Raw genomic sequence first — 22,722 nt, forward strand, 5'->3', positions numbered from 1 at the left:
GGCTCGTTTTTTGTTTATCAAGTCTTAAAATAATTAATTTTAACATTCATCTTTACAAAAACATTATAAAATACTCTAATGAATAATAAATTCATCCCAATAATTTCGGTGTTTATGACAATTTCATTGATTGTCTTCGTCACGCTCCAATTTTATTGGCTGAAACGTTATTATGGTGCACTTGAGCAGGATTTTTCCAATAAAGTATACTCCGCTTTGGAAAGTACCTCCAAAAGCATGGCTGAAATTGAAGTTGACAAATATTTAAACGTTGATTATAAAGGTTTTAGAAATAATATTTTGGCCAATAGCGAAAAACCTTCATTAACGACCATCCAACAGGTAGAAGATTCGGGTGCCCAACGACAAATCATATATTCAAAAAATATCATCGAAAAAACCAAGCTTCCGATTTCGCAGCAGGGAGATTCGATTAAGCTGACCAAATTATACACCGATGAAGCCGCTTACAAGATAAAAAGAGACACGACAAACCGTGAGCTTCTGACAGCGGATATCAATACGGCACTGGAAAATGGTGATTATTCCTTAAAAGAGTATGCTAAAATTCTGGGTAATAACTTACCCATCACCAAAAGAGTTGATGAAAAGATTCTTGATTCTGTTATTACTAAAGAGCTTAAGATAAGAGGGATTTCAGCCAAATTCGGCTATGGAATTATTGATAAAAATAATACACTGACCAGTATCGTCAATAAGGATTATAAAGAAAAAAAGGACAATAACACTTACAGTTATCCTCTTTTTACCGATCAAAAAGAAAGAACCTTATATAATCTGGCCCTTGTTTTCCCTAAAAAGGAATACTCACTCGCCATGAATAACTGGCCAATGCTACTGGGAACCTTCCTTTCATTATTAACGATTCTGGGAATTTACATTATTTCCATTAATTATATGATGAAACAGAAAAAACTGGCAGAAGTGAAGACAGATTTCATCAATAATATGTCACACGAGTTTAAAACGCCACTGGCCACGATCTCCGTAGCAACAGACTCTTTAGCCAATGACAAAATCGCAACCAATCCGGATAAGGTGAAATATTATTCCGAGCTGATTAAACAGGAAAATATAAGGATGAAAAAACAGGTTGAAAACGTTCTTAATATGTCCAAACTTGAGCGTAATGAAGTCAAGCTGTTCTTAAGAGAAACCAATGTAAGAGAATTGATCAAGAAAACAGCTGAATCATTCAACCTGATTGTACAGCAGAGGAATGGTACTCTTACACAGGAATTTACCGCTGATAAATACACCTTTAAAATTGATGAATTCCACATCTCCAATATGTTGGTGAATTTATTGGACAATGCAAACAAATACTCTCCGGAAACACCTGAAATTCATGTAAAAACCAGCAACGAAGGAAATCTGTATGTGATTGAAGTTTCAGATAAAGGAATGGGAATGGAAAGTCAGAATAAAACAAAGATTTTCGAAAAATTCTTTAGGGAAGAAACAGGAAACATTCACAATGTAAAAGGACAGGGCTTGGGACTTTCTTATGTAAAAAAGATTGTAGAATTACATAAAGGTCAGGTTATAGTAGACTCAAACAAAGGAGAAGGAAGTGTGTTTACGATAAAATTACCGATGAGTTAAAATAAACAAAAGCAGAAATCAGTTATAAAAAAGACCCAAAAGCAAAATATTATAAAAGAGAAGGAATACCATTCATTCTTACTTGTTAATTATTAATTACTTAAAACTATGAGCAACAGAATATTATTAGTAGAAGACGATCAGAGTTTCGGAGCAGTATTGAAAGATTATTTAACGATCAATAACTTCGAGGTTACATTGGCCACAGATGGAGAGCAGGGATTGAAAGAATTTACGGAAAACGAATTCGACATCTGCATATTTGATGTAATGATGCCTAAAAAAGACGGGTTTTCATTAGCCGAAGATGTAAAAAAGATTGATAAAAATACTCCCATCATTTTCCTGACTGCAAGAAATATGAGAGAGGATATTTTAAAAGGATATCAATTGGGAGCTGATGATTATATCACTAAACCATTTGATACCGAACTGCTTTTATATAAAATCAAAGCGATACTTCAAAGAAGCTCTACATTGGAAAATGAGGAGCAGGAACAGTTTAAAATCAGCAATATCTTCTTTGATTCTATGTTGAGACAATTAAGAGTCGGAGATAATGAATATAAACTTTCACCCAAAGAAAATGAACTGCTGAAGCTTCTTTGTATTCACAGAAACGACTTTATGCCAAGAGATCTGGCATTAAGAAAAATCTGGAAAAAAGAGAATTATTTCACAGCCAGAAGTATGGACGTTTATATTGCAAAACTTCGTAAATTATTAAAAGACGATGAAGGATTGGAAATTATCAATGTTCACGGAGAAGGATTTAGACTTTTAGTTAAAAATTAATTCCGAAATATCATTATAAATGTAAAATTAGCAAAACAATTAAAAATGTTTTGCTAATTTTGTTTCATACCAACAGGATATGAAGAATACATTTTTAAGTTTAGTCGCTATTTCTATATTTATGGTCTCTTGCAAAAAAGACGAAAGACCAACCTACATCAAAGAAGAAGCTGCTATTCAACAGCCCGGTGTTACTGTTAATAACGCTCCAAAAGCTTCTTTACTTAATCAATCCGGTCTTCAGCCTATCCAAAGTAGCTCCGCTGCTGTTACCGCACCCGGAATGAATCCTCCTCACGGACAACCGGGACATAGATGCGATATACCTGTCGGACAGCCTTTGAACAGTAAACCTGCTCCGGCAGCTCAGAATGTTGCCGTTAATAATGTTCCAAATGCCGTTCAGATAGATCCAAATACTTTACCTAAAGGCAAATTCGTTATTCCAAACGATGGAAAACCGGTAAAAGTAGCCGCAGGAATGAACCCTCCACACGGACAGCCGGGACACAGATGCGATATCCCTGTTGGACAGCCATTAAACAGTAAACCTGCTCCAGCAGCACCGCAGCCTCAACCCGTTCAGCAAATTGCCCAGAACACTCCTCCAGTTTCCACTCCTGCACCTACAGGTCCTAAGCCTGCTTTAAACCCTGCGCATGGAGAACCTTGGCACAATTGCGGCGTAAAAGTAGGTGAAGCTTTGCCATAATTTTTGTATTTTTGCATCTGTGAAATTATTTCAGATCATAGCTATTATTTTCTGCCTGGGGATTTTTCTGATTCCTAAGGATGATTTCTATTTACAGGTTTCGCAAGAGACATGCTGCAAATCAGATTCAAAAATGAGTTGCTGTAAGAATGATCATTCAGAACATTCAAAAGACAACCATGGAAAAGAACAGAAATCTTCGTCATGCAATGATGATTGCTGCTCAACCTGTGTGGCATGCTACACTTTTATCGAAACGCCTTTTTCAAAGAGCCTTCAACTGGAGATTTCGTACTACAAATCAACCAAAAATTTACAGTTTCAGTATTCTGATCCTCATATTTCAGACCGTTTGAAAGAAATCTGGCAACCGCCAAAAATAGGTTAATTCAATCAACAGAAGTTCATTATTTTTTAATGAACAGTTTTTTAATTAATCTAAATTTAAAACAAATGAAATTATATATTTCCAGGATTATTCTTGGTCTATTTCTATTATCTACACAATTTATATCAGCTCAAAACCTTTCTCAAAACCAGTTCAAAGTAAAGGGAAACTGTGCAATGTGCAAAGAAAGAATCGAAAGCACAGCTAAAAAAGCAGGTGCAAAAACAGCCGTCTATTCGATTGATTTACAAACACTAACCTTAGAAACAGATTCTACCGTTCCGGCAGATGATGTTATGAGGAAAGTTGCAGAAGCCGGTCATGATAATGAAAAATTTAAAGCCTCCGATGAAACGTACGAAAGTCTTCCCCGATGTTGTCATTACGAAAGAGATTTACAGCCAAAGTCTGCTGAAAATCATGATCATCACAACAAAAAAGAGAATGAGTTTTATGTAAAAGGAAACTGTGAATCATGCAAAGTAAGAATTGAAAAGGCAGCTAAAGACGCAGGTGCAAGTTCGGCAGAATGGAGCGCAGAAAAGCAGATGGTTACTTTAAATTTTGACGCCTCAAAAACTTCTGCAGATAAAATTTTAAAGAAAATCGCAGACGTTGGACACGACAATGAAAAGCATAAATCAACAGACTCTGTATATAGCGGGTTACCGGGATGCTGCCTGTATGACCGTGAAATTCCTTTTGGAGAAGCCAACCCGAAAGTCCATGTTGAAGAAGGTTCAAAATCTGAACATTCAGAGCACAGCAATCATCATTCATCAGCTGAAAATCCTGACAGCCATGAGAAAAGCATTGAAAGCGTTAACGTAATAGGCGGAAAACCAGCCACATCTCTGAGTAAAAAGGAAGCCGGCCTGGTTTTTAATATTGATAAAAAAGAATTATTAAAAGCAGCCTGCTGTAATTTATCTGAAAGTTTCGAAACGAATGCGACTGTAGATGTTTCTTTCAGCAATGCAGTGACCGGAACAAAACAGCTTAAAATGTTAGGTTTAGACCAAAAGTACACCAGCTTAACAAAAGAATTACTACCCGAAATCAGAGGATTGGCCTCTGCCTATGGATTGAATTTTATTCCAGGAAGGTGGATTGAAAGCATTCAGCTGACAAAAGGAGGAAGTACCGTAACAAATGGCTACGAAAGTATTACGGGACAAATCAACACTGAGCTTCTGAAAAATGCAAAAACTCCGGAAACGTCACTTAATTTATTTTCTGATTTCAATGGACGGGCCGAAGCGAATATTACAAGTGTTTCTCCAATTAATGAAAAATGGTCCCAGACCTTTCTGCTTCACGGAAACGGAACTTTTGGGAATACCGATATGAATAACGATGGTTTTCTGGACAGACCGAAAGGAACCCAGATAAATGCAGCATATCTATTAAACTATAATGATCTTGAAAAATCGGGATTGGGATCTCATTTCGGAATTAATTTCATCAAAGACAACAGAACTGCAGGACAAACGGGTTTTGATAAAAGTTTAGATCAGGATGATCAACCTGCTTACGGAGTGGGAATTGATATTTCCAGATTTCAGGTTTGGAATAAAACAGGCTATGTTTTCAAAGGAAAACCTTATCAAAGTTTAGGCTGGATGAACCAGTATGTGTACCATCAGCAGGACAGTTTTTTCGGGCTTAGAAATTATTCGGGAAAACAGCACACCTATTATTCAAATTTAATTTTTGAAAGCATTTTAGGAAATACCAATCATAAATATAAAGTGGGTGGAAGCTTCATGTATGACGGTTATGAAGAAAAATACCTCATTGATAATTTTAAGCGGAACGAAATTGTTCCCGGAGCTTTTGCAGAATATACTTTAACAGGTTTGAAATATACTTTGGTAGCAGGAGCACGGGTTGATTTCCACAATCTGGCAGGAACCCAGTTCACACCTAGGTTAAATTTTAAATATGATTTTACCCCTCAGACTATTGTAAGGCTTTCTGCAGGAAGAGGTTTCAGAACAGCTAATGTTTTTGCTGAAAATCAGCAATATTTTGCATCAAACCGTTCGATTCAGATTTTACAGAACGGAGGGAATATTTATGGGTTAAAACCTGAAATTGCATGGAATTATGGGGTAAGTTTACAACAGGAGTTTAAAATTTTTGGCAGAAAATCTACAATTGTGGCAGACTTTTTCAGAACAGACTTCCAGGATCAGGTATTGGTAGATTTAGACCGCTCTCCTCAACAGCTGACTTTTTACAATTTAGAAGGAAAATCCTTCGCCAATTCTTTTCAGACGCAGTGGGATTTTACACCTTTTAAGAATTTTGATGTAAGGTTGGCTTACAAATACTATGATGTTCAGGCAGATTATATAGATGGAAGAAGAGAAATTCCGTTTATGGCTAAGCACAGAGGTTTTGTGAATTTAGCTTATTCAACCAATAAAAACAATAAAGGCGGGTTCTGGAGCTTTGATACGACTTTAAACTGGGTAGGAAAACAACGAATCCCCAATACATCAACGAATCCTGAAGAATTGCAACTCCCTACCTATTCTGAATCATATGCTGTTCTGAATGCGCAGGTTTCACGAAATTTCAACAAAAAGCTCAGAGCCTATGTCGGAGGTGAAAATCTTACTTCTTATTATCAGAAAAATGCGATTGTAGACTTCAGAAATCCTTTCGGCAATTATTTTGATGGCGGAATGGTATATGCCCCGATTATGAAAGCTAATTTTTACGTTGGTCTTGATGTGACTTTTTAAGTTTGGGTGTTTGAGAGTTTGAGTTATGATTAAATTTAATTATTTTTCAAACTTTTAATTAAAATTAATTTCCCACGGATTTCACAAATCTCACAGAAAATCCGTGTAATCTGAGAAATCTGTGGGGAAATATAAATAATGAAAGCATGGTTTCAATAATTTAATAATTAAGAAGCCATGCTTTTTTGTATCTTTATATAAAGTAAATCTATGTCACAGACTCTTATCTTTGAAGACCACTACAAGAAACTGGGTTTCGAAACTTTTTCTGAAGACAATCTTCAAACGCTTAGAGAAAATAAATACAAATCCGAAATCAAAGTTTTTTACGTTCCTGAAGGATATGAGCTCACCATAGATTTTAAACACTATGCAATTGAAAACCCAACTTTATTCTTTTTAACCAATCAGCATTTAAAGATTGAGAAAGGTATTAAAGAATCTACCCTTTTATATTACAACAGAGATTTCTACTGCATTCAGATCCATGATAAAGAAGTAGCCTGTGACGGACTTCTTTTCCATAATGTTTTTGAAATTCCTTTTGTCGAGCTTGATGAAAATGAAAATATAATCATTAAAAATTTATTTCAAAGTATCAAAGAAGAATTGGAATGGAAAGATTCTTCCGCAGAGGAAATGATAAGAACCTATGTAAAACAAATCATCATCCGGGCTACCCGAAAATGGAAAAAGCAGAACTTAGATAATGATACCGTAAAAATACCCCGTAATGAGTTGGATATTTTTCGCGACTTCAGCCGATATCTGGAAACTCATTTCAGAGAAAAACACAATGTAGCAGATTATGCCGATTTACTTCACATCGCACCCAAAACACTGACTCATAAATTCAAAAGTTTAAATCTTGAATCTCCGAACCAGCTTATCATAAACAGAATTCTACTGGAAGCGAAAAGGCTATTATTTTATACGGATAAACCGATCAAAGAAATTGCCTACGATCTGGGATATGAAGATCCTGCTTATTTCAACCGGCTTTTTACCAATAAAATCGGAAATACACCTACCAATTTCAAAAAAACCTATATCTCGGGAAAAAAGTACAATATTTAGGTCTTTTTATCTATTTATTCTACTTATAAACCACTCTATCTTTGTATCATCAAAAACAAACAACATTAAATAAAACAAAAACATTATGAAACGTAACGCAACAGCCGTTTGGAACGGTAACATCAAAGAAGGAAACGGGCACATCACGACTCAAAGTACGACATTAAACCAAACTCAATATTCTTTTAACAGCCGTTTTGCTGACGGAGTTGGGACAAATCCTGAAGAATTACTGGCTGCAGCTCACGCAGGATGCTTCACTATGAAATTGAGTGCAGAATTATCTCAGGCAGGTTATACTCCTGAAGAATTGACTACAAAATCCGTAATCACTTTAGACCCAAACATCGGAAAAATCACAAAATCTGAATTGACTTTAACGGCTAAAGTTCCTGGAATTTCAGAAGAAGAATTTCAAAAATATGCTAAAATCGCTGAAGAAGGATGCCCTGTAAGCGCAGCTTTCAACTTTGAAATTACTTTGGAAGCTACTTTGGCTAACTAAGAATACCAAACTTTATAGCAAAAAAACAGAAGTACTAACTTCTACATCAATAGGAGCGGGCTTTAGCCCGTTTTTTCATTTAAAAACATCAAATCAGCTTTAGCAAAAACTTAAAAAACTATTTATATTAATTAGACCTAGTCTTCTATTAAAATTCTAATAATTAAATTCCAATAGATTAAACAGATAATCTATAATTGCAAAATAAATATACCGATTGGTATATTTTTGTATATTTGCATCATAATCAGTTGAAAATGTCAAAAGCAGAAAAGACAAAACAATTCATCATCGAGAAAACGGCATCTTTGTTTAATACCAAAGGTTATCTTTCCACGACTTTGTCTGACATTGCGCTGGCAACCTATCTGACGAAAGGAAGTATCTACGGAAACTTCGCCAACAAAGATGAATTAGCCATTGAAGTGTACAAATACAACTCTGGTTTGTTGAGTAAAAATATGTCGAAATCATTCAGCGATGAATTTCCGACAACGATGAATAAACTTCATGCTTTTGTAGATTTTTACAGAAAAAACTGGCGATCTGTTTTTTCAAATGGCGGTTGTCCGTTGATGAACGCTGCGACAGAATCCGATGATATCTTTCCAAGTCTTAAAATTCAGGTTAAAAAATCATTTGAAGACTGGTCCGCAAAAATTTCATCGGTTATTATTCAAGGTCAAAAGAACGGAGATTTAAATGAAAAAGCTAATGCTGAGGAATATGCTTCCCTCTTTATCATGCTTCTCGAGGGGGGAATTTTATTATCCAAAACTACAGGAGATGAGAAATTTTTAAACCTTGCTTTAGACAAAATCACCCAGATGATTGACAATGAATTAAACATACTTCCATCATAAACTTCACGCTATGGAAACAAAAAAAGTGGCAATTGTAGGATACAACAGAATTCCGTTTGCCAGAATGAATACCGCTTACACAGACAAAGGAAATCAGGACTTACTGCTTCCTGCTCTGAATGGTTTAATCGACCGTTACCATCTTAAAGGAAAACTTCTCGGCGAAGTTGCCGGAGGAGCAACGATCAAGCATATTTCCGAAAGCAATCTCATCCGAGAAACCGTTATGAATACTTCTCTGGATCCTGCAACTCCGGCTTGTGATTTACAGCAGGCCTGCGATACAGGAATTGAAGCAGCCGTTTATATCGGAAATAAAATTGCTTTAGGTCAGATCGAAAGCGGAATTGCATGTGGTGTTGAAGCCATGAGTAATATTCCATTTGAATCTTCGCCAAGATTGAGAAAAGCTTTGTTAAAAGCCAATAAAGAAAAATCTACATTTGGAAAAATCAAGCAATTATTAAGTCCGAAACTGAAAGACTGGATGCCGATTCCTTATAAAGGACAAGAACCGAAAACAGGTTTGGTGATGGGTGGTCACACTGAAATAACTGCTAAATATTACGAAATTTCCCGTGAAGACCAAGATGAACTAGCATTTAGAAGTCACCAAAACATGGCAAAAGCGTATGATGAAGGATTTTTTGATGATATGATAACTCCGGCTTATGGTTTAGATAAAGACAATAATCTTCGTCGCGATACAAGTTTAGAAAAATTAGCAACATTAAAACCAGCTTTTGATAAGCAAAATGGAACTTTAACTGCCGGAAACTCTACCCCGTTTACCGATGGAGCTTCTGCAATTTTGTTGGCCAGTGAAGAATGGGCAAAAGCGAATAATTTACCGATTTTGGCGTATATCACTTTCTCAGAAATTGCAGGAATTGAATATGTTGAAAATCAACAAAATTTATTGCTGGCTCCTGTTTTTGCAGCCGAAAGAATGTTGAAAAAAGCAGGAATGAATCTGGAAGATTTTGACTATTATGAAATCCATGAAGCGTTTGCAGCACAGGTTTTAGCAACATTGAAAATCTGGGAAAATGATGATCTGGCTAAAAAATTCGGACTGGAAAAAGCATTAGGAAAAATCGACAGAAATAAATTAAACGTAAAAGGCGGAAGTCTTGCAGTAGCCCACCCTTTTGCAGCAACAGGCGGAAGAATTATCGGAACACTAGCTAAAATTTTACACGAAAAAGGAAGCGGGAAAGGATTTATTTCCATTTGTGCCGCTCGTGGACAAGGGGTAACGATGATTTTAGAAAAATAAAATTATGGATAGATTAGCACAATTAAAACAATTCATCGGAAAGGAATTTGATCAGTCACCATCGCCATTTATGAAATGGCTGAACCCCATCGTTTTATCTGTAGAAGAAGGGCAATTGGAATTTCAATACACCGTAAGACCGGAATGGTTGAATCCTATGGGAAATCTGCATGGAGGAGTTACCGCTGCGATTTTTGACGATGTTATTGGAGCCACCATGTTTTCGTTAAATGAAAAAACATTCATCGTAACCATAAATAATAGCATTGATTATTTTTCAACTGCAAAAGAAAATGATAATATTGTAGCTGAAACTAAAATCATTAAAAGAGGAAAGCAATTTGTAAATGCAGAATGCGAAATTTGGAACGCAGACAAAACACGATTAATTGCAAGAGGAACCTCTAATTTATTCAAAATCAATAATTAAATGAAAAGAGTTGTTATTACTGGTCTTGGCGCAGTGACGCCTTTGGGAAATAATGTTGAAGAATTCTGGAAAAACAGCATCAACGGAGTAAGTGGAGCGAATGTGATCACGCACTTTGATACAGAAAAATTTAAAGTACACTTTGCCTGTGAGGTTAAAAATTTTGACCCAAAAGCTCATTTAACGCACAACGAAATCAAAAGAAGTGATCTTTTTTCACAATATGCAATGTATTCTACAGCCGAAGCGCTGAAAGATTCGGGACTTGAACTGGAAAATATGGATCCTTTTGACACCGGCGTAATCTGGGGAACAGGCCAAGGCGGAATGTGGACTTTCGAAAGTGAAGTGATGAATTTCGCCGCTGGAGACGGAACACCGAGATTCAATCCGTTTTTCGTTCCTAAATTTATCGCCAATATGGCTTCTGGAATGATTTCTATGAAATTTGGTCTTCAGGGAATTAATTATACTACGATTTCTGCCTGTGCGACAGGAAATACTGCAATAATGGATGCTTTCAATTACATTCGTTTAGGAAAAGCTAAAGTAATTGTGAGCGGCGGTTCTGAAGCAGCGATTTCTCCGGCTTCTGTAGGTGGATTTTCCATTATGAAAGCGATGTCTACAAGAAATGATGATTTTGCAACGGCAAGCCGTCCTTACGATGCAGACAGAGACGGTTTTGTAATGGGTGAAGGCGCAGGAGCTTTAATTTTAGAAGAGTATGAACATGCAAAAGCAAGAGGTGCAAAAATCTACGCAGAATTGGTAGGAGCAGCCATGACAGCCGATGCTTATCATATGACAGCACCTCATCCGGATGGAGTCGGAGCGATCAAAGCGATGCAACTGGCAATGAATGAAGCAGAAATCAATATAAATGATATCGATTATATTAATCCCCATGCAACATCTACTCCGATGGGAGATTTAGTTGAGCTGAATGGTATTAATAAATTATTCAAAGGAAGTAAAAATCTGGACATCAGTGCTACAAAATCGATGACAGGTCACTTATTAGGTGCGGCCGGAGCGGCCGAAGCTATTCTCTCGATTAAAGCTATTGAAAACGGAATTGTTCCTCCGACGATTAATCTTCATAAGATTGACGAAAATATTCCTAAAGATCTTAATATTGTCTTTGGAGAAGCTAAGGAAAAGAATATTACGTACGCTTTGAGCAATGCTTTTGGATTTGGAGGCCATAATGCTACCTTGATTTTTAAGAAGTTTTCTTAAATTCTAAATTAAGCTCAGACATCTGCCCAATCTGTTTGATATGTGTGAGGAAATAAAAAAAGCAGTCAAATTTGACTGCTTTTAACATTGTACGAAGTATATAAAACTCTAAAGTATTATCAAAAATTAATCGGCTTCTTTATCCGAAATAAAAAAATCATCGGCATCTTCAGCAATAGGAATATACAATCTCTCCCATTCTTTACTTTTTACCATATCCCAGCTATGCCCTTTTCCTTTCAGATCTTCCGCCAACAGAATAGTTCCCGGCTTAATCATAAAGGTAGAACCATCCGTCACTTTAAACTTAATATTTCCTTTCAACGTAATTACGTACTGTCTTCTTGGAGCCGGATGTGCATTCTTCTCCCACTCTTCTGTTTTATTACTCATCCAGAAAGTCGTGGTATTCATGTGCTTTAAAGTGGGAATTTTTCCTTTTTCGAAAGTACAAGAGCCATCAGGATTATTCACCAGTCTTACCGCGGGAATAAACTCACTGGTCTTTTCAGTGCTTACGCTTATATTTTTATGCTTTTTTTGTTGTCCGTTCATAAATCCAACAGTGCTTAATGCTAAAACGAGGCTAATGCCTTTAACGAAATTTTTCATTATAAATTTAAATCTTTATTTTTAATTGTAAACAGTATCATGAACCAACATTCTCTCAAAGAATGGTTTATATTTTTTTACCAAAGCCAAATGCTCAGGAAGCTGACCATAAGCTTCAAGTTCTTCCAACGTATCAAACTCCATGGAAGCATTGTATGTAAACGTGTTATCTAAAACATTTCTCGGGCTTGAATCTGCCGGTTTTCCGTAACGGAGATTTTTTTGATAAGGCAGTTTTTTGAGACCTTCAAAAAAATTTTCAAATTCTTTTACCTCAGCTGCAGACAAATCTTTTCTGAGCCAGAACAACAAATAGTGGAAGTACACTTTTTTCTTTTTTATAGGATTAAACATAGGTAAAGCAGACGCAAACATATTTCCTGAAATCAGCAACAGCGCTGAAGCCTGCACTGAACGGAATAAAAATTTTCTTCTTTCCATTGTAATTATTTTTAGTTAAAATCAATTCTGTATTTTAAAACAAACTGCCACTGTCTGTCGGAAACAACCGCATTATTATTGGCATCCCCCGTAAAGACAGGTCTGTTTTGAGCATCAAAAGTCAATCGCGAAGACATTCCGTTCATTAACAAAGAAATTCCGGCATCGTAAATAATCGCGTTATCATGAAGTCCTTTCAAATCAGACAACTGCATTCCTACCGCAGGCTGAAGCTGAAGACTCTTTTTTTCTTTGTTTAAATAAGGTAATGTTCCTCCCAACTGAACATAATAAGTATTCCCCGTTCCGATAACCGGCATTGCATTTCCTGCTCCGTTAAGGCTTGCCAGCGAAGCATCCACAGAAGTTGCAGGGTTATTTGTTCCTACGTAACGAATATAATTGGGTCCGTAATCATTGTGCATTGCCATTCCGTAAGCACTTACAGAAGTTCCTTTTTCTTTGTTTAATGGAGCATCGTAAAATAAATCGACGGCAAAACTTTTCATATCATCATTCACTGTATTTTTATCAATATCCTGATGCCACATTGCATTATGAATATAGTCGAAACCTGCACCCAAGCTCAAAACATTCTTTTTTCCGCCATACGTTCCGGAATTAAAAGGTGTTGAAATATTTTCTGTATCCAGAAATGCATACCTGAAGTATCCTGAAAAATCTTTATGAGGCGAATTTTTACTGAAAGTGGCTACATTATATTTAGGATCCGAAGTAGACATCGTATACGGATCTGCCACAACCAATCGATAATCAAATTTACCTAACTGACCTTTCACATAAGCTCCCAACTCTCTTACCGTGTAGTCTGTTGCTCCTGCATTGGAAGTTGCATAGGCTGGTAAATCATACAATAAAGTATTCAAAGGTCCAGTAGTAAATCTGGACAACCCTCTCCAGGTAGAACGTCCCGCTCCAAAAGCAATTTTATCATTAAAAGCATATTCTGCATAAGCATCCAATAAATCAAAATAGTTACTGCCTTTTGCATTTACATTCACGTTCGTTGTCCCGCCCTGCAAAACAAACATCAACTTTTCTGTCGGTTTGTAGGTCATTTTTACCCTTACTCTTCGAAGTGACAAATCTGAGGCATCAGTTTTCGCTTCATTATTAATCAAACTTCCCGGATTGAGCTGCGTATATCTCGCCCAAAGCTCGGCGTATCCACTGAAAGAAACATATCGTGTATGCTCATCATTCAGATAATGAGTAAGTCCCGGATTATTAAAATCGTTCTTTTTTTGCGCGTCAACTTTTGAGCAAACGCTCATTATTGAAATTAAAATGAGCCCGACTTTAACAGATTTTTTATTCATAATATTTTCTTTTTCTTAATCCTTGTTGTTGATTTCAACGGGACAAAATTAGGCTCGAAAAACAAGGAACATCGTTAGAAAACTATTAGAAAAACTATAGAAATTTATTAAAACAATTAATCTGTTCTTTTAAAATAAAAATATAGAATACCTTTGTACAACAATCTAAGGACAACTGACAATCAACTTATTGGCAATAATTATTTTATTCTAAGATTGAAATAATGTCCTGAAACAATTTTCACATGAAAGTTTTAATTATAGAAGACAATACCCGTGTTTCTGCGCTTTTAAAAAGAGGGCTGGAAAGTCAGGGTTACCAGATTTATATTTCGGAAGACGCGGAAGATGCCTTGGTCATGGTAGAAAGAATTTCATTTGATTTAGTCATTACTGATATTATGCTGCCACAAATGAACGGCATTGAATTAAGCAAAATCATTAAACAGAAAAATCCGGATCTTCCGATTATCATGTTGACAGCTTTGGGAACTATTGATGAAAAAATAGAAGGATTCGATGCCGGAGCAGATGATTATATGGTAAAACCTTTCGAAATCAGAGAACTGTATGCCCGAATAAAAGCAGTGTTATTAAGAAAATCTTCTTCCCCAAAGAAAAATGAGCTTTCAAATATTATTGAATATCAAAATCTTATCGTCAATAAAAATACAAATCGTGTTTTCAGAGATGATAAAGAAATCAACCTTACCCCAAAGGAATTTAAGCTTTTAGTTTTTCTGATGAGCAACGCAGAAAGAGTCTTGAGCCGCGAAGAAATAGCAGAAAATGTCTGGGGAAATCATTTTGACACGGGAACCAATTACATTGACGTTTACATTGCCTATCTCCGCAAGAAAATCGACAAAGATTTTAACGAAAAGCTTATTCATACCAAACCCGGAATGGGATTTATTTTTAAACATCAATCATGAAAATAGCTACCAGAACAGCGCTCAATTATGCCATCCTTACTGCGGGAATTCTTTTTGTTTTCGCTTATGTGCTTTATTTTGTTTCAGAAAAAAACAGGGAAGATGAGTTTAATGACCGTTTGGGATACAAAATTACATGGAGATCAGAATTTATTTTTGATGCTAAAATTAATGATTCGAAAATCCGGGAACTCCACGAGCGCAACAAAAAGCTTTTAAACGAAGCTGACATCAGTGTTTATGATGCTAATAAGGCTTTGATATTCACAGACATTCCGCCATTGGAAAGCAACCAGAAATATCTGGATAAAATTATTAAAACCAATCGAAACAGGATCACCTGGCAAAACAGCGACCGACAGTATATGGCCATTAAATATGAATTTAACGGTGAGAATTTCTACGTTATAGGAAGTGCAACCGATGTTACCGGGAAAGCTCATATCGAAGAATTTAAAAAAGATGTTATCATTATCTACGTCATTTCCATCGCTATTATCTTCATTATCGGCTTTTTATTTTCCTATTATACACTGAAACCTTTAAAGGATATTATTCTACAGATTCGGGATATTTCGGAACATAATCTCAACAAAAGGCTGGTTGTTCCGAAGGCAAAAGATGAAATCTACGAACTCACCGAAACTTTTAATTCAACCTTTAACCGTCTGGAGAAATCATTCAATAATCACAGACAATTTGTGACAACCATTTCCCATGAATTCCGAACACCACTTTCGACCTTAATTGCTGAACTTGAGCTTGCTAAAGAACTAAATATAACACTGGATGACTATAAAATATCGATAGATAATGCCTTACAGGATGCCAATCATGCCTCACAGCTTTCATCGGCATTGCTGGATTTTGCAAGAGCGAGTTATGATGTGTCACAAATCAGCTTTGTAGATCTTCGTTTGGATGAGATTTTGGCAGATGCCAAAGTGGCTTTGCTTCAGAAAAACTCAACATATAAAATCGGAATTCATTATATGGATAATATGGCGGATAAAGATGAAAGCAACTATGATTTTCATGGAAACCCTTATTTACTTCAGATTGCTTTTCTTAATTTAATGGAAAATGCCTGTAAATATTCTTCTGATAAAAACTGTCATGTAGAAATTGAAGTTCAGAACAGAAATCTGGAAATCCGTTTTATAGACCATGGAATTGGCATTTCGGAAGCCGACCATCTAAAAATATTCGACTTATTTTATAGAGGAAATAATAAAAATTTTGAAAAAGGAAACGGTATCGGGTTATCGATTGTCAAAAGAATTATCGAAATGCATCAGGGGAATCTTTCCTTACAATCTGAGCCATCCAGAGGAAGCACTTTTACGATACAGTTTGTCTCACAAAATAAAAAAGCAGTCTGAGTAGACTGCTTTTTGTTTTTTATGACTTTAACCATTCTGATTTCGAAAGATAATTCTGGTCAGGATAATAAATAAAAAGGCAATTTCTTCCTTTTATAGTATTAATGATCGGCTGTGTCAGATCTCTTGGAACAGCAGGACATCCCCAGCTTCTTCCGATTCTCTTATGCACAGCAGCAAAATCTTCACTTACATAATCAGCACCATGCATTACGATGGCTCTTTTGTAAGCTGCATCATTAAAACCTTTATCCATCCCCAACAATCTTAAAGAATACCCGTTGTCTCCGTTATAAGTAGCATCTGTGATATAAAATCCTAAGCTGCTTTGAAGAGAGCTGTTGGTATTCGAAAAGTTGGTTGCAAACTCTTCACCTGTATTTTTCCCGTGGGCAACCAGTGAATTGAATAATACTTTTCTTTCGTTCGTATCAATTACCCAAAGTCTTTTCGTATTGGAAGACATTGAAAAATCACATACAGTCAATAAATGAGCATCCTGATTAAGCAAACCAGCTTTCTTCAAATTTTCAAAACCTGTTAAGGCTTTAAAGAAAACTTCTTCGTTAAGTTCGTGCCCTTCTTCAAATGTAATTGATTTGTACAATTCTTCTGACGAAGATACTGTGGTAGAGGTCTTTTCAGATTTAGCGTCTGCTAATCTTTCAATTTTTTTTGTACTGATTTCATTCTTTACAACCGCCTTTCTTGGAGACAGATAGAATGAAGTAGTTACCATGTAAACAATACCTAATAAGCTATAAAATCCTTTCATTCAATATTATGTTAAATCCAATTGAGTGGGGCAAATTTATAAAAACATAATTATCAAGACCTTATAACTCCACAAAGTTTAACTCAATTTAAGAAACTTTAACTTCCTGATTTTGTGATTTAAAGGCACTATTTTTGAGTATCAGAAACGAATTCAAGACTGATCGAATTCATGCAATAGCGCAGTCCCGTGGGCTTTGGGCCGTCATCGAAAACATGTCCCAAATGCGAATCGCATCTTTTACAGAGCACTTCTACCCTTTCCATTCCGTATGCTGTATCTCTTTTATAATAAACACCTTCTTTATCAGCTTCAAAAAAGCTTGGCCAGCCGCAACTGCTGGAAAATTTTGAAGTCGAACGGAATAAATGATTTCCGCAAACAGCGCAATAATATTCACCGATTTCGTCGAATTCATTATATTTTCCAGTAAAAGCTCTTTCTGTAGCAGCTTCTCTTGAAATGGCATATAAATCCGGAGCTAAGATTTTTTTCCATTCCTCATTGGAAATAGTAAGTTTTGTAGTATCTGTTCTTGAATAGTATGGATTGTTTTTTGCTTCGTTTTCCATAGATGTAATTTTGATAGGTTGATAATTCTGCGAACATGATTGCAGAAAAACGATTAGAATAACAGAAATTAAAAATTTCATAACCAAATTTACTAAATTTGAGAATATGAATGATGAAGCCAAAAGAAAACAATTAAGAAAATATAAAGCCTTTGCCACCGGATTATTTCTGCTGATGGCAGCATTATTTATTATTACAACTATTTTACAAAAGACCAATGATTCCCATTGGGTCGGATATGTTCGTGCATTTTCTGAAGCAGCTATGGTCGGAGCTTTGGCAGACTGGTTTGCCGTAACCGCTTTATTTCGTCATCCGCTTGGGCTTCCAATTCCCCATACCAATCTGATTGAAAACAGCAAGCAGAAATTAGGGGATAATTTAGGAAGTTTTGTCGTTAATAATTTCCTCTCCCCTCAGAATATCCGTCCTTATATTCAGAAGTTAAAAATTTCAAATTTTGTCGGAGAATGGCTTAGCAAGGAAAAAAATCAAGGAATTCTGATCCAAAACATGTCTGATATTGTATTAGACATCCTTAATAAGCTGGATGATTCTTCCGTAAGTCATTTCATCAGCAAAAAAGTTTCTGAAATGACGGATGATATCAAACTCAATAAAATTGTTGGCAACGGAATCGGCTATATCCTAGAAAAAAATGATCATCAGAGAATTATAACGAATTTATCAAAACAGCTTAAGGAATACATCATCGAAAACGACGAAATGATTCAGAAGCGTGTGAAAGAAGGCAGCTATTCGTTTATTCCTTCGTTTGTTGACAATAAAATAGCGGATAAAATCGCAAGTGGGCTTTCCGATTTTTTCAAAGAAGTAGAAGGAGATCCGGAGCATGAAATCAGGAATTTAATTACTAAAAAAATTCATGATTTTTCAGTTGATCTAAAAGAAGATCCGAAATGGGAAGATGAATTTAAAAATATCAAAAATGACCTGTTGAAGGGTGAAAAACTGGACGAATATTCAAGTGACATCTGGGTTTCTATAAAAAAAACACTGAAAGATGAACTTCAGCAAGACCATTCTTCCTTAAAAATTTATCTTTCAAAAAATCTGAATGAATTTTCACAAAATCTAAAAACTGACGAAAGTCTTCAGAATAAAATTGATCACTGGGTTCGCGTAACCGCTTATAAATACATTCTGAAAAACACCCATCAATTCGGTGACCTCATCAGCTCAACCGTCGGAAACTGGCAGGGAAAAGAATTAAGCGAAAAACTGGAACTTGAAGTGGGAAAAGACCTTCAGTTCATCCGTGTCAACGGAACTTTAGTGGGCGGTTTAGTAGGGCTCATCATTTACACGATCTCTCATTTCTTCCTCTGAAAAAATTAAAACGACAATAACCAACCATGAAAAAAATTCTAATGCTATTATTTTCTTTAAGTTTAACATTTTTGCTCTGTCAGAAAGTTGAATTAAAGAAAGTAACAGATTCATCCCAGGTTTTCAAAGGTGAAATTGCAGGTGTTCCTATCACTATACAGCTATATTTTGCAGGAATAGCGGATTGTAGCTTATATCAGTATTTTGTAGACGGATGGTATTATTATGACAAATACCAAAAGAAAATCCCGTTAACCGGGATCTATGATTATGGAAAGCTGTCTTTATTTAACTTTGGAAATCAGCAAAAGCAGAGCTCTAAAAGTTTCAGGGAACAACTTACCTCTCCTCAGAAAGTAGAAAAAACATCAGAAATTGCAGAAGCATTACATCCTAAAGAAAAAATTGTTTTCGAACAAAATGAAGCCAAAGAAAATCCAGTTCCAGGTCACTTTTATCTGAACAAAAAAACACAGCCTGCAAAATTGTTCACAAGTAACGATATGATTTACCGTTACAACAATTATTTAATTTTACCCAATAACAAAAAGATCAATACCTTTGATTTCATTAACAAACACGGCGGAAATCAACTTATATCTTATATTTCAGGAGACAATGGAAATCGGGTTTTATTGTATTTCGAACATTCTTCGAACTTTAATGCCTGCGGAATGTGTGGTGCAAGTGAAGGCGAAAAAGGCTATCGAGTTTTGTATTTTACCAAAGACTGGAATTATAAAAGCTATGAAGAATTTCTGACAGAAAGCTGTCTTGAAAATATTTACGATACCAAAGTTACCCGAAATAAGGATTCCAAGATTTTAAAATTCAACATCAAAAAGACAGAAAGCAGCTCGTCCTATAATATTACTGTAGACTTGAAAAATGCTTCCGTTGTAAAATCGAAATAATAGAAACAAAAAAGAGAGCTTAAAAAAACTCTCTTTCTTTTTATCTTGGCAATCTGCTTGCTCTCTTTAAAATTTCTTTATTGATCTCATTAATCAATTCCGGGCCTTCGTAGATAAACCCAGTGTACAACTGAATCAAAGTAGCACCTGCATCCAGTTTTTCAATCGCGTCTTTTGCAGAATGAATTCCGCCAACTCCAATGATTGGGAAAGCCCTGTTGCTTTTATCGGAAAGATATTTAATCATTTTTGTGCTCCTCTCTCGGATTGGTTTTCCGCTTAAACCTCCGTTTCCTATTTCTGCTAAAGTCTCCGGAGATGTTTTCAAACCTTCTCTGTTGACTGAAGTATTTGAAACCACGATACCATCGATTTTTGTTTCAGCAATCAATTCGATAATTTCATCTAATTGAGTATTATTCAAATCCGGTGCAATTTTTAAAAGAATTGGTTTTTGTACAGATTTTGACTGGTTGATTTTTTTAACTTCTGTAATCAGTTCGCGAAGATATTCTACATCTTCCAGTTTGGCATGACTTCCAACGTTCGGGCAGCTTACATTCAGTACGAAATAGTCTACATAAGGATGAAGACCTTCAAAACAATCCAGATAATCCTGGGTGTAATTTTCCGGGCTTGTATCCGTATTTTTTCCGATGTTTCCACCGATGATGATTTTTCCTTTGTTACCTTTCAGTTTTTCAATGGCAGCTTGAAGACCATCATTGTTGAAACCCATTCTGTTGATGATTCCGCCATCTTCTATCAGACGAAATAATCTTTTCTTAGGATTTCCGGCCTGAGCTCTTGGCGTTACCGTTCCGATTTCTACAAATCCGAAACCTAAATCTCCCAATTCATTGAACAAAACAGCATTTTTATCAAAACCGGCCGCCAATCCAACAGGATTTTTAAATTTTAATCCGAAAACTTCTCTTTCCAGACGTTTGTCTTCAATCGGTTTTGGAAAAAATAATTTGGTAAGAAATCCAAAATTTTTAAGCATCGAAAAAGTAAAGTGATGAACTTCTTCGGGATCAAATTTGAAAAGAATCGGACGAATGAGCGATTTGTACATTGAAAAAAAGTTTTACAAAAATACTCATTTTAAAATTAATGGTTGGTTACCATATGATATTTTATGTAAAAATGTTTTATACGTATCATCTATAAAACACAAATATCTGTGTAATCTTTAAAATCAGGAAGATATTTCTTAATGTAAGATTTATTTAGCCGAATTACGGATTAAGAAAATTAATAGTATTAAAAATAAGACGGCTGGAAATAACTATCATCCTTGTCAAGGTTTAAACCTTGACAAGGATATTTAAATGCTATCTATGAGATATAAACATCTATACAACCTTAAAATCAGCGAGATAACTTTTGAACGTGTTATTTAAGTCAGCAAAGTATTAATCAACAAGTTGATTTGATGAAGCCCCGTCACTTTGAGTAGATTTTGAAAAAATCGTATCGAGAAGTTTTTGATTAAACGGCTGAAGTCAGTAATTCGAAGGCTCTCGATACATTTTTCTCCGCTTTGCTACAAAAAACACTCGAACTGACGAAGTTTACTGATCTGTCGAATTAAATAAAAACTACGAATACGCACTCAAATCCAACTTCAAAATATCTCCTACTCTCTTGAATTCATCGTCAATAGTAGCATTTACTGTAATTTTTTCATTAGAAATAGGATGATTAAAAATCAATTGGTGAGCGTGAAGCGTCATTTTGCTGATTTCGAATGTTTGAAGCCACAACTTATTCTGTTTATTACAACCATGTTTACGACAACCTAAAATGGGATGTAAAATATGTTTAAAATGTTTTCTCAGCTGATGAAATCTTCCTGTTTCAGGAATCGCTTCGACTAAACAATATCTTGAAGTCTGATGTTTTAAAAAAGGTAAATCTATTTCCGAAGTCTGTAAGCGTCGATAATAGGTAATGGCATTTTGTTTGACTTCATTTTCATTAACCAAATCATAATCGATGGTTTCTTCTTCTTTTGCCCAACCTCGGAGAATGGCAATGTATTTTTTTTCCACCTTTTTTTCCTCAAATTGAGTGCTCATCATTCTCAGCGTATCTTTATCTAAAGTGAACAGCAAAACACCCGACGTCTTTCGGTCTAATCGATGTACAGGATACACTTTTTGTCCAATCTGCTTTTTCAATTCCTGAATTGCGTAAGTATCTGCTTCTCCGGCATAAAAAGATTTATGAACCAATAATCCGCTGGGTTTGTTGATGGCAATAAGATGTTCGTCTCGATAAAGAATTTCTAACATGGGGCAAAAGTAGAGATTTCAAATCTATTTGATAAAATTTACTTTTAAACTTTTGAATATCCGAAATATTTTTTTTTTAAAAACGCAAAGGTCGCAAAGATTTTTTTTGACTACTAGTCGTTTTTAAGTTCGCAAAGGCGTTTCACTTAGGAAAGCTCAACAAAAATTTTAACTATTGAAAATTGTAGGTGGTTGTAATTGATTCTTAATTTTACTTATTGATTTTTCTATGAATAGAAACCTAACGGGTTTTAAAAACCCGTTAGGTTTGAGTTTATGACAAAACTTGAAATCTCCGAGTAATTTAGCCCTGATTGAACGGCATGTTTGAGCTCATTTTTTGAGTTTCGGGGGGGGGGGGGGGGGGGGGGGGGGGGGGGGGGGGGGGGGGGGGGGGGGGGGGGGGGGGGGGGGGGGGGGGGGGGGGGGG

At 35.7% G+C, this 22,722-nt stretch carries 22 protein-coding genes; 15 read left to right on the forward strand and 7 right to left on the reverse strand.

Annotated features, from left to right (window positions below):
* Positions 1-78: 78 nt before the first annotated feature.
* The 11 genes from M2373_RS19320 (at position 79) to fabF (ending at position 11,670) form a co-directional block, all read left to right on the forward strand.
* Positions 79-1,626 (forward strand): sensor histidine kinase KdpD, encoded by a 1,548-nt coding sequence (locus M2373_RS19320; protein ID WP_259112897.1) that lies wholly within the window; start codon positions 79-81, stop codon positions 1,624-1,626.
* A gap of 108 nt (positions 1,627-1,734) precedes the next feature.
* Positions 1,735-2,421, forward strand: coding sequence for a response regulator transcription factor (locus tag M2373_RS19325; RefSeq protein ID WP_027380477.1), 687 nt, complete (start codon positions 1,735-1,737; stop codon positions 2,419-2,421).
* 79 nt (positions 2,422-2,500) lie between these two features.
* Positions 2,501-3,133, forward strand: coding sequence for a hypothetical protein (locus M2373_RS19330; protein ID WP_259112899.1), 633 nt, complete (start codon positions 2,501-2,503; stop codon positions 3,131-3,133).
* Between the two features lie 133 nt (positions 3,134-3,266).
* Positions 3,267-3,521, forward strand: a complete 255-nt coding sequence (locus M2373_RS19335) for a hypothetical protein (RefSeq protein WP_259112900.1) — start codon at positions 3,267-3,269, stop codon at positions 3,519-3,521.
* A gap of 65 nt (positions 3,522-3,586) precedes the next feature.
* Positions 3,587-6,274: a TonB-dependent receptor domain-containing protein gene (locus M2373_RS19340; RefSeq protein ID WP_259112901.1), complete on the forward strand. Its 2,688-nt coding sequence runs from the start codon at positions 3,587-3,589 to the stop codon at positions 6,272-6,274.
* Positions 6,275-6,484: 210 nt separating this feature from the next.
* Positions 6,485-7,351 carry an AraC family transcriptional regulator gene (locus M2373_RS19345; RefSeq protein ID WP_259112902.1) on the forward strand — a complete coding sequence of 289 codons (867 nt, stop codon included), beginning with the start codon at positions 6,485-6,487 and terminating at the stop codon, positions 7,349-7,351.
* Between the two features lie 85 nt (positions 7,352-7,436).
* Positions 7,437-7,856, forward strand: coding sequence for an OsmC family protein (locus M2373_RS19350; protein ID WP_034677843.1), 420 nt, complete (start codon positions 7,437-7,439; stop codon positions 7,854-7,856).
* A gap of 257 nt (positions 7,857-8,113) precedes the next feature.
* On the forward strand, positions 8,114-8,719 hold the full coding sequence (locus M2373_RS19355; protein ID WP_259112903.1) for a TetR/AcrR family transcriptional regulator: 606 nt from the start codon (positions 8,114-8,116) through the stop codon (positions 8,717-8,719).
* 10 nt (positions 8,720-8,729) lie between these two features.
* Positions 8,730-9,998 carry an acetyl-CoA C-acetyltransferase gene (locus M2373_RS19360; protein WP_259112904.1) on the forward strand — a complete coding sequence of 423 codons (1,269 nt, stop codon included), beginning with the start codon at positions 8,730-8,732 and terminating at the stop codon, positions 9,996-9,998.
* A gap of 4 nt (positions 9,999-10,002) precedes the next feature.
* Positions 10,003-10,428 carry a PaaI family thioesterase gene (locus M2373_RS19365; protein WP_259112905.1) on the forward strand — a complete coding sequence of 142 codons (426 nt, stop codon included), beginning with the start codon at positions 10,003-10,005 and terminating at the stop codon, positions 10,426-10,428.
* Complete coding sequence (gene fabF / locus M2373_RS19370) at positions 10,429-11,670, forward strand: beta-ketoacyl-ACP synthase II (protein WP_259112906.1); 1,242 nt, start codon at positions 10,429-10,431, stop codon at positions 11,668-11,670.
* A gap of 126 nt (positions 11,671-11,796) precedes the next feature.
* On the opposite strand, the gene M2373_RS19375 is transcribed toward fabF, so the two are convergent.
* The 3 genes from M2373_RS19375 to M2373_RS19385 are packed head-to-tail and all read right to left on the reverse strand — an operon-like array spanning position 11,797 to position 14,063.
* Positions 11,797-12,282, reverse strand: coding sequence for a hypothetical protein (locus M2373_RS19375; RefSeq protein WP_259112907.1), 486 nt, complete (start codon positions 12,280-12,282; stop codon positions 11,797-11,799).
* Between the two features lie 21 nt (positions 12,283-12,303).
* Positions 12,304-12,723, reverse strand: a complete 420-nt coding sequence (locus M2373_RS19380; RefSeq protein WP_259112908.1) for a Dabb family protein — start codon at positions 12,721-12,723, stop codon at positions 12,304-12,306.
* A gap of 11 nt (positions 12,724-12,734) precedes the next feature.
* A complete protein-coding gene (locus tag M2373_RS19385) occupies positions 12,735-14,063 on the reverse strand; it encodes a hypothetical protein (protein ID WP_259112909.1) in 1,329 nt (442 codons plus the stop codon).
* A 245-nt stretch (positions 14,064-14,308) separates the two neighbouring features.
* Here M2373_RS19385 and M2373_RS19390 point away from each other — a divergent pair, with 245 nt between their 5' ends.
* Together M2373_RS19390 and M2373_RS19395 are read left to right on the forward strand one after the other, a co-directional pair.
* Positions 14,309-14,998, forward strand: a complete 690-nt coding sequence (locus tag M2373_RS19390; RefSeq protein WP_259112910.1) for a response regulator transcription factor — start codon at positions 14,309-14,311, stop codon at positions 14,996-14,998.
* Positions 14,995-16,380 carry a HAMP domain-containing sensor histidine kinase gene (locus M2373_RS19395; protein WP_259112911.1) on the forward strand — a complete coding sequence of 462 codons (1,386 nt, stop codon included), beginning with the start codon at positions 14,995-14,997 and terminating at the stop codon, positions 16,378-16,380. The genes M2373_RS19390 and M2373_RS19395 overlap by 4 nt, the downstream gene beginning before the upstream one ends.
* Before the next feature lie 19 nt (positions 16,381-16,399).
* On the opposite strand, the gene M2373_RS19400 is transcribed toward M2373_RS19395, so the two are convergent.
* The gene (locus M2373_RS19400) at positions 16,400-17,155 is read right to left on the reverse strand and encodes a murein L,D-transpeptidase catalytic domain family protein (protein ID WP_259112912.1); all 756 of its coding nucleotides are present in this window, start codon (positions 17,153-17,155) and stop codon (positions 16,400-16,402) included.
* A 128-nt stretch (positions 17,156-17,283) separates the two neighbouring features.
* The gene (msrB, locus tag M2373_RS19405; protein WP_409013217.1) at positions 17,284-17,808 is read right to left on the reverse strand and encodes a peptide-methionine (R)-S-oxide reductase MsrB; all 525 of its coding nucleotides are present in this window, start codon (positions 17,806-17,808) and stop codon (positions 17,284-17,286) included.
* 25 nt (positions 17,809-17,833) lie between these two features.
* Here msrB and M2373_RS19410 point away from each other — a divergent pair, with 25 nt between their 5' ends.
* Both M2373_RS19410 and M2373_RS19415 read left to right on the forward strand, forming a co-directional pair.
* Positions 17,834-19,078 (forward strand): DUF445 domain-containing protein, encoded by a 1,245-nt coding sequence (locus M2373_RS19410; RefSeq protein ID WP_259112914.1) that lies wholly within the window; start codon positions 17,834-17,836, stop codon positions 19,076-19,078.
* Between the two features lie 26 nt (positions 19,079-19,104).
* A complete protein-coding gene (locus M2373_RS19415; RefSeq protein ID WP_259112915.1) occupies positions 19,105-19,992 on the forward strand; it encodes a hypothetical protein in 888 nt (295 codons plus the stop codon).
* A gap of 40 nt (positions 19,993-20,032) precedes the next feature.
* Here M2373_RS19415 and M2373_RS19420 read toward each other — a convergent pair whose 3' ends face one another.
* Together M2373_RS19420 and M2373_RS19425 are read right to left on the reverse strand one after the other, a co-directional pair.
* Positions 20,033-21,070 carry a quinone-dependent dihydroorotate dehydrogenase gene (locus M2373_RS19420; RefSeq protein WP_259112916.1) on the reverse strand — a complete coding sequence of 346 codons (1,038 nt, stop codon included), beginning with the start codon at positions 21,068-21,070 and terminating at the stop codon, positions 20,033-20,035.
* Between the two features lie 526 nt (positions 21,071-21,596).
* On the reverse strand, positions 21,597-22,292 hold the full coding sequence (locus M2373_RS19425; RefSeq protein ID WP_259112917.1) for a pseudouridine synthase: 696 nt from the start codon (positions 22,290-22,292) through the stop codon (positions 21,597-21,599).
* Between the last annotated feature and the right edge of the window lie 430 nt (positions 22,293-22,722).

The sequence above is a fragment of the Chryseobacterium sp. JUb7 genome (genome assembly GCF_024806495.1).
Classification (GTDB): Bacteria; Bacteroidota; Bacteroidia; order Flavobacteriales; family Weeksellaceae; genus Chryseobacterium.

Excerpts from the sequence above, each read along its gene's own strand:
- M2373_RS19420 (WP_259112916.1), bottom strand. The coding sequence starts at position 21,070 with ATGTACAAATCGCTCATTCGTCCGATTCTTTTCAAATTTGATCCCGAA.
- M2373_RS19385 (WP_259112909.1), bottom strand. The coding sequence starts at position 14,063 with ATGAATAAAAAATCTGTTAAAGTCGGGCTCATTTTAATTTCAATAATG.
- M2373_RS19350 (WP_034677843.1), top strand. The coding sequence starts at position 7,437 with ATGAAACGTAACGCAACAGCCGTTTGGAACGGTAACATCAAAGAAGGA.
- M2373_RS19335 (WP_259112900.1), top strand. The coding sequence starts at position 3,267 with ATGAGTTGCTGTAAGAATGATCATTCAGAACATTCAAAAGACAACCAT.
- M2373_RS19345 (WP_259112902.1), top strand. The coding sequence starts at position 6,485 with ATGTCACAGACTCTTATCTTTGAAGACCACTACAAGAAACTGGGTTTC.
- M2373_RS19340 (WP_259112901.1), top strand. The coding sequence starts at position 3,587 with ATGAAATTATATATTTCCAGGATTATTCTTGGTCTATTTCTATTATCT.
- M2373_RS19410 (WP_259112914.1), top strand. The coding sequence starts at position 17,834 with ATGAATGATGAAGCCAAAAGAAAACAATTAAGAAAATATAAAGCCTTT.
- M2373_RS19415 (WP_259112915.1), top strand. The coding sequence starts at position 19,105 with ATGAAAAAAATTCTAATGCTATTATTTTCTTTAAGTTTAACATTTTTG.
- M2373_RS19395 (WP_259112911.1), top strand. The coding sequence starts at position 14,995 with ATGAAAATAGCTACCAGAACAGCGCTCAATTATGCCATCCTTACTGCG.
- M2373_RS19425 (WP_259112917.1), bottom strand. The coding sequence starts at position 22,292 with ATGTTAGAAATTCTTTATCGAGACGAACATCTTATTGCCATCAACAAA.
- M2373_RS19325 (WP_027380477.1), top strand. The coding sequence starts at position 1,735 with ATGAGCAACAGAATATTATTAGTAGAAGACGATCAGAGTTTCGGAGCA.
- M2373_RS19320 (WP_259112897.1), top strand. The coding sequence starts at position 79 with ATGAATAATAAATTCATCCCAATAATTTCGGTGTTTATGACAATTTCA.
- M2373_RS19365 (WP_259112905.1), top strand. The coding sequence starts at position 10,003 with ATGGATAGATTAGCACAATTAAAACAATTCATCGGAAAGGAATTTGAT.
- M2373_RS19330 (WP_259112899.1), top strand. The coding sequence starts at position 2,501 with ATGAAGAATACATTTTTAAGTTTAGTCGCTATTTCTATATTTATGGTC.
- M2373_RS19400 (WP_259112912.1), bottom strand. The coding sequence starts at position 17,155 with ATGAAAGGATTTTATAGCTTATTAGGTATTGTTTACATGGTAACTACT.
- M2373_RS19360 (WP_259112904.1), top strand. The coding sequence starts at position 8,730 with ATGGAAACAAAAAAAGTGGCAATTGTAGGATACAACAGAATTCCGTTT.
- M2373_RS19355 (WP_259112903.1), top strand. The coding sequence starts at position 8,114 with ATGTCAAAAGCAGAAAAGACAAAACAATTCATCATCGAGAAAACGGCA.
- M2373_RS19380 (WP_259112908.1), bottom strand. The coding sequence starts at position 12,723 with ATGGAAAGAAGAAAATTTTTATTCCGTTCAGTGCAGGCTTCAGCGCTG.
- fabF (WP_259112906.1), top strand. The coding sequence starts at position 10,429 with ATGAAAAGAGTTGTTATTACTGGTCTTGGCGCAGTGACGCCTTTGGGA.
- M2373_RS19375 (WP_259112907.1), bottom strand. The coding sequence starts at position 12,282 with ATGAAAAATTTCGTTAAAGGCATTAGCCTCGTTTTAGCATTAAGCACT.
- msrB (WP_409013217.1), bottom strand. The coding sequence starts at position 17,808 with ATGAAATTTTTAATTTCTGTTATTCTAATCGTTTTTCTGCAATCATGT.
- M2373_RS19390 (WP_259112910.1), top strand. The coding sequence starts at position 14,309 with ATGAAAGTTTTAATTATAGAAGACAATACCCGTGTTTCTGCGCTTTTA.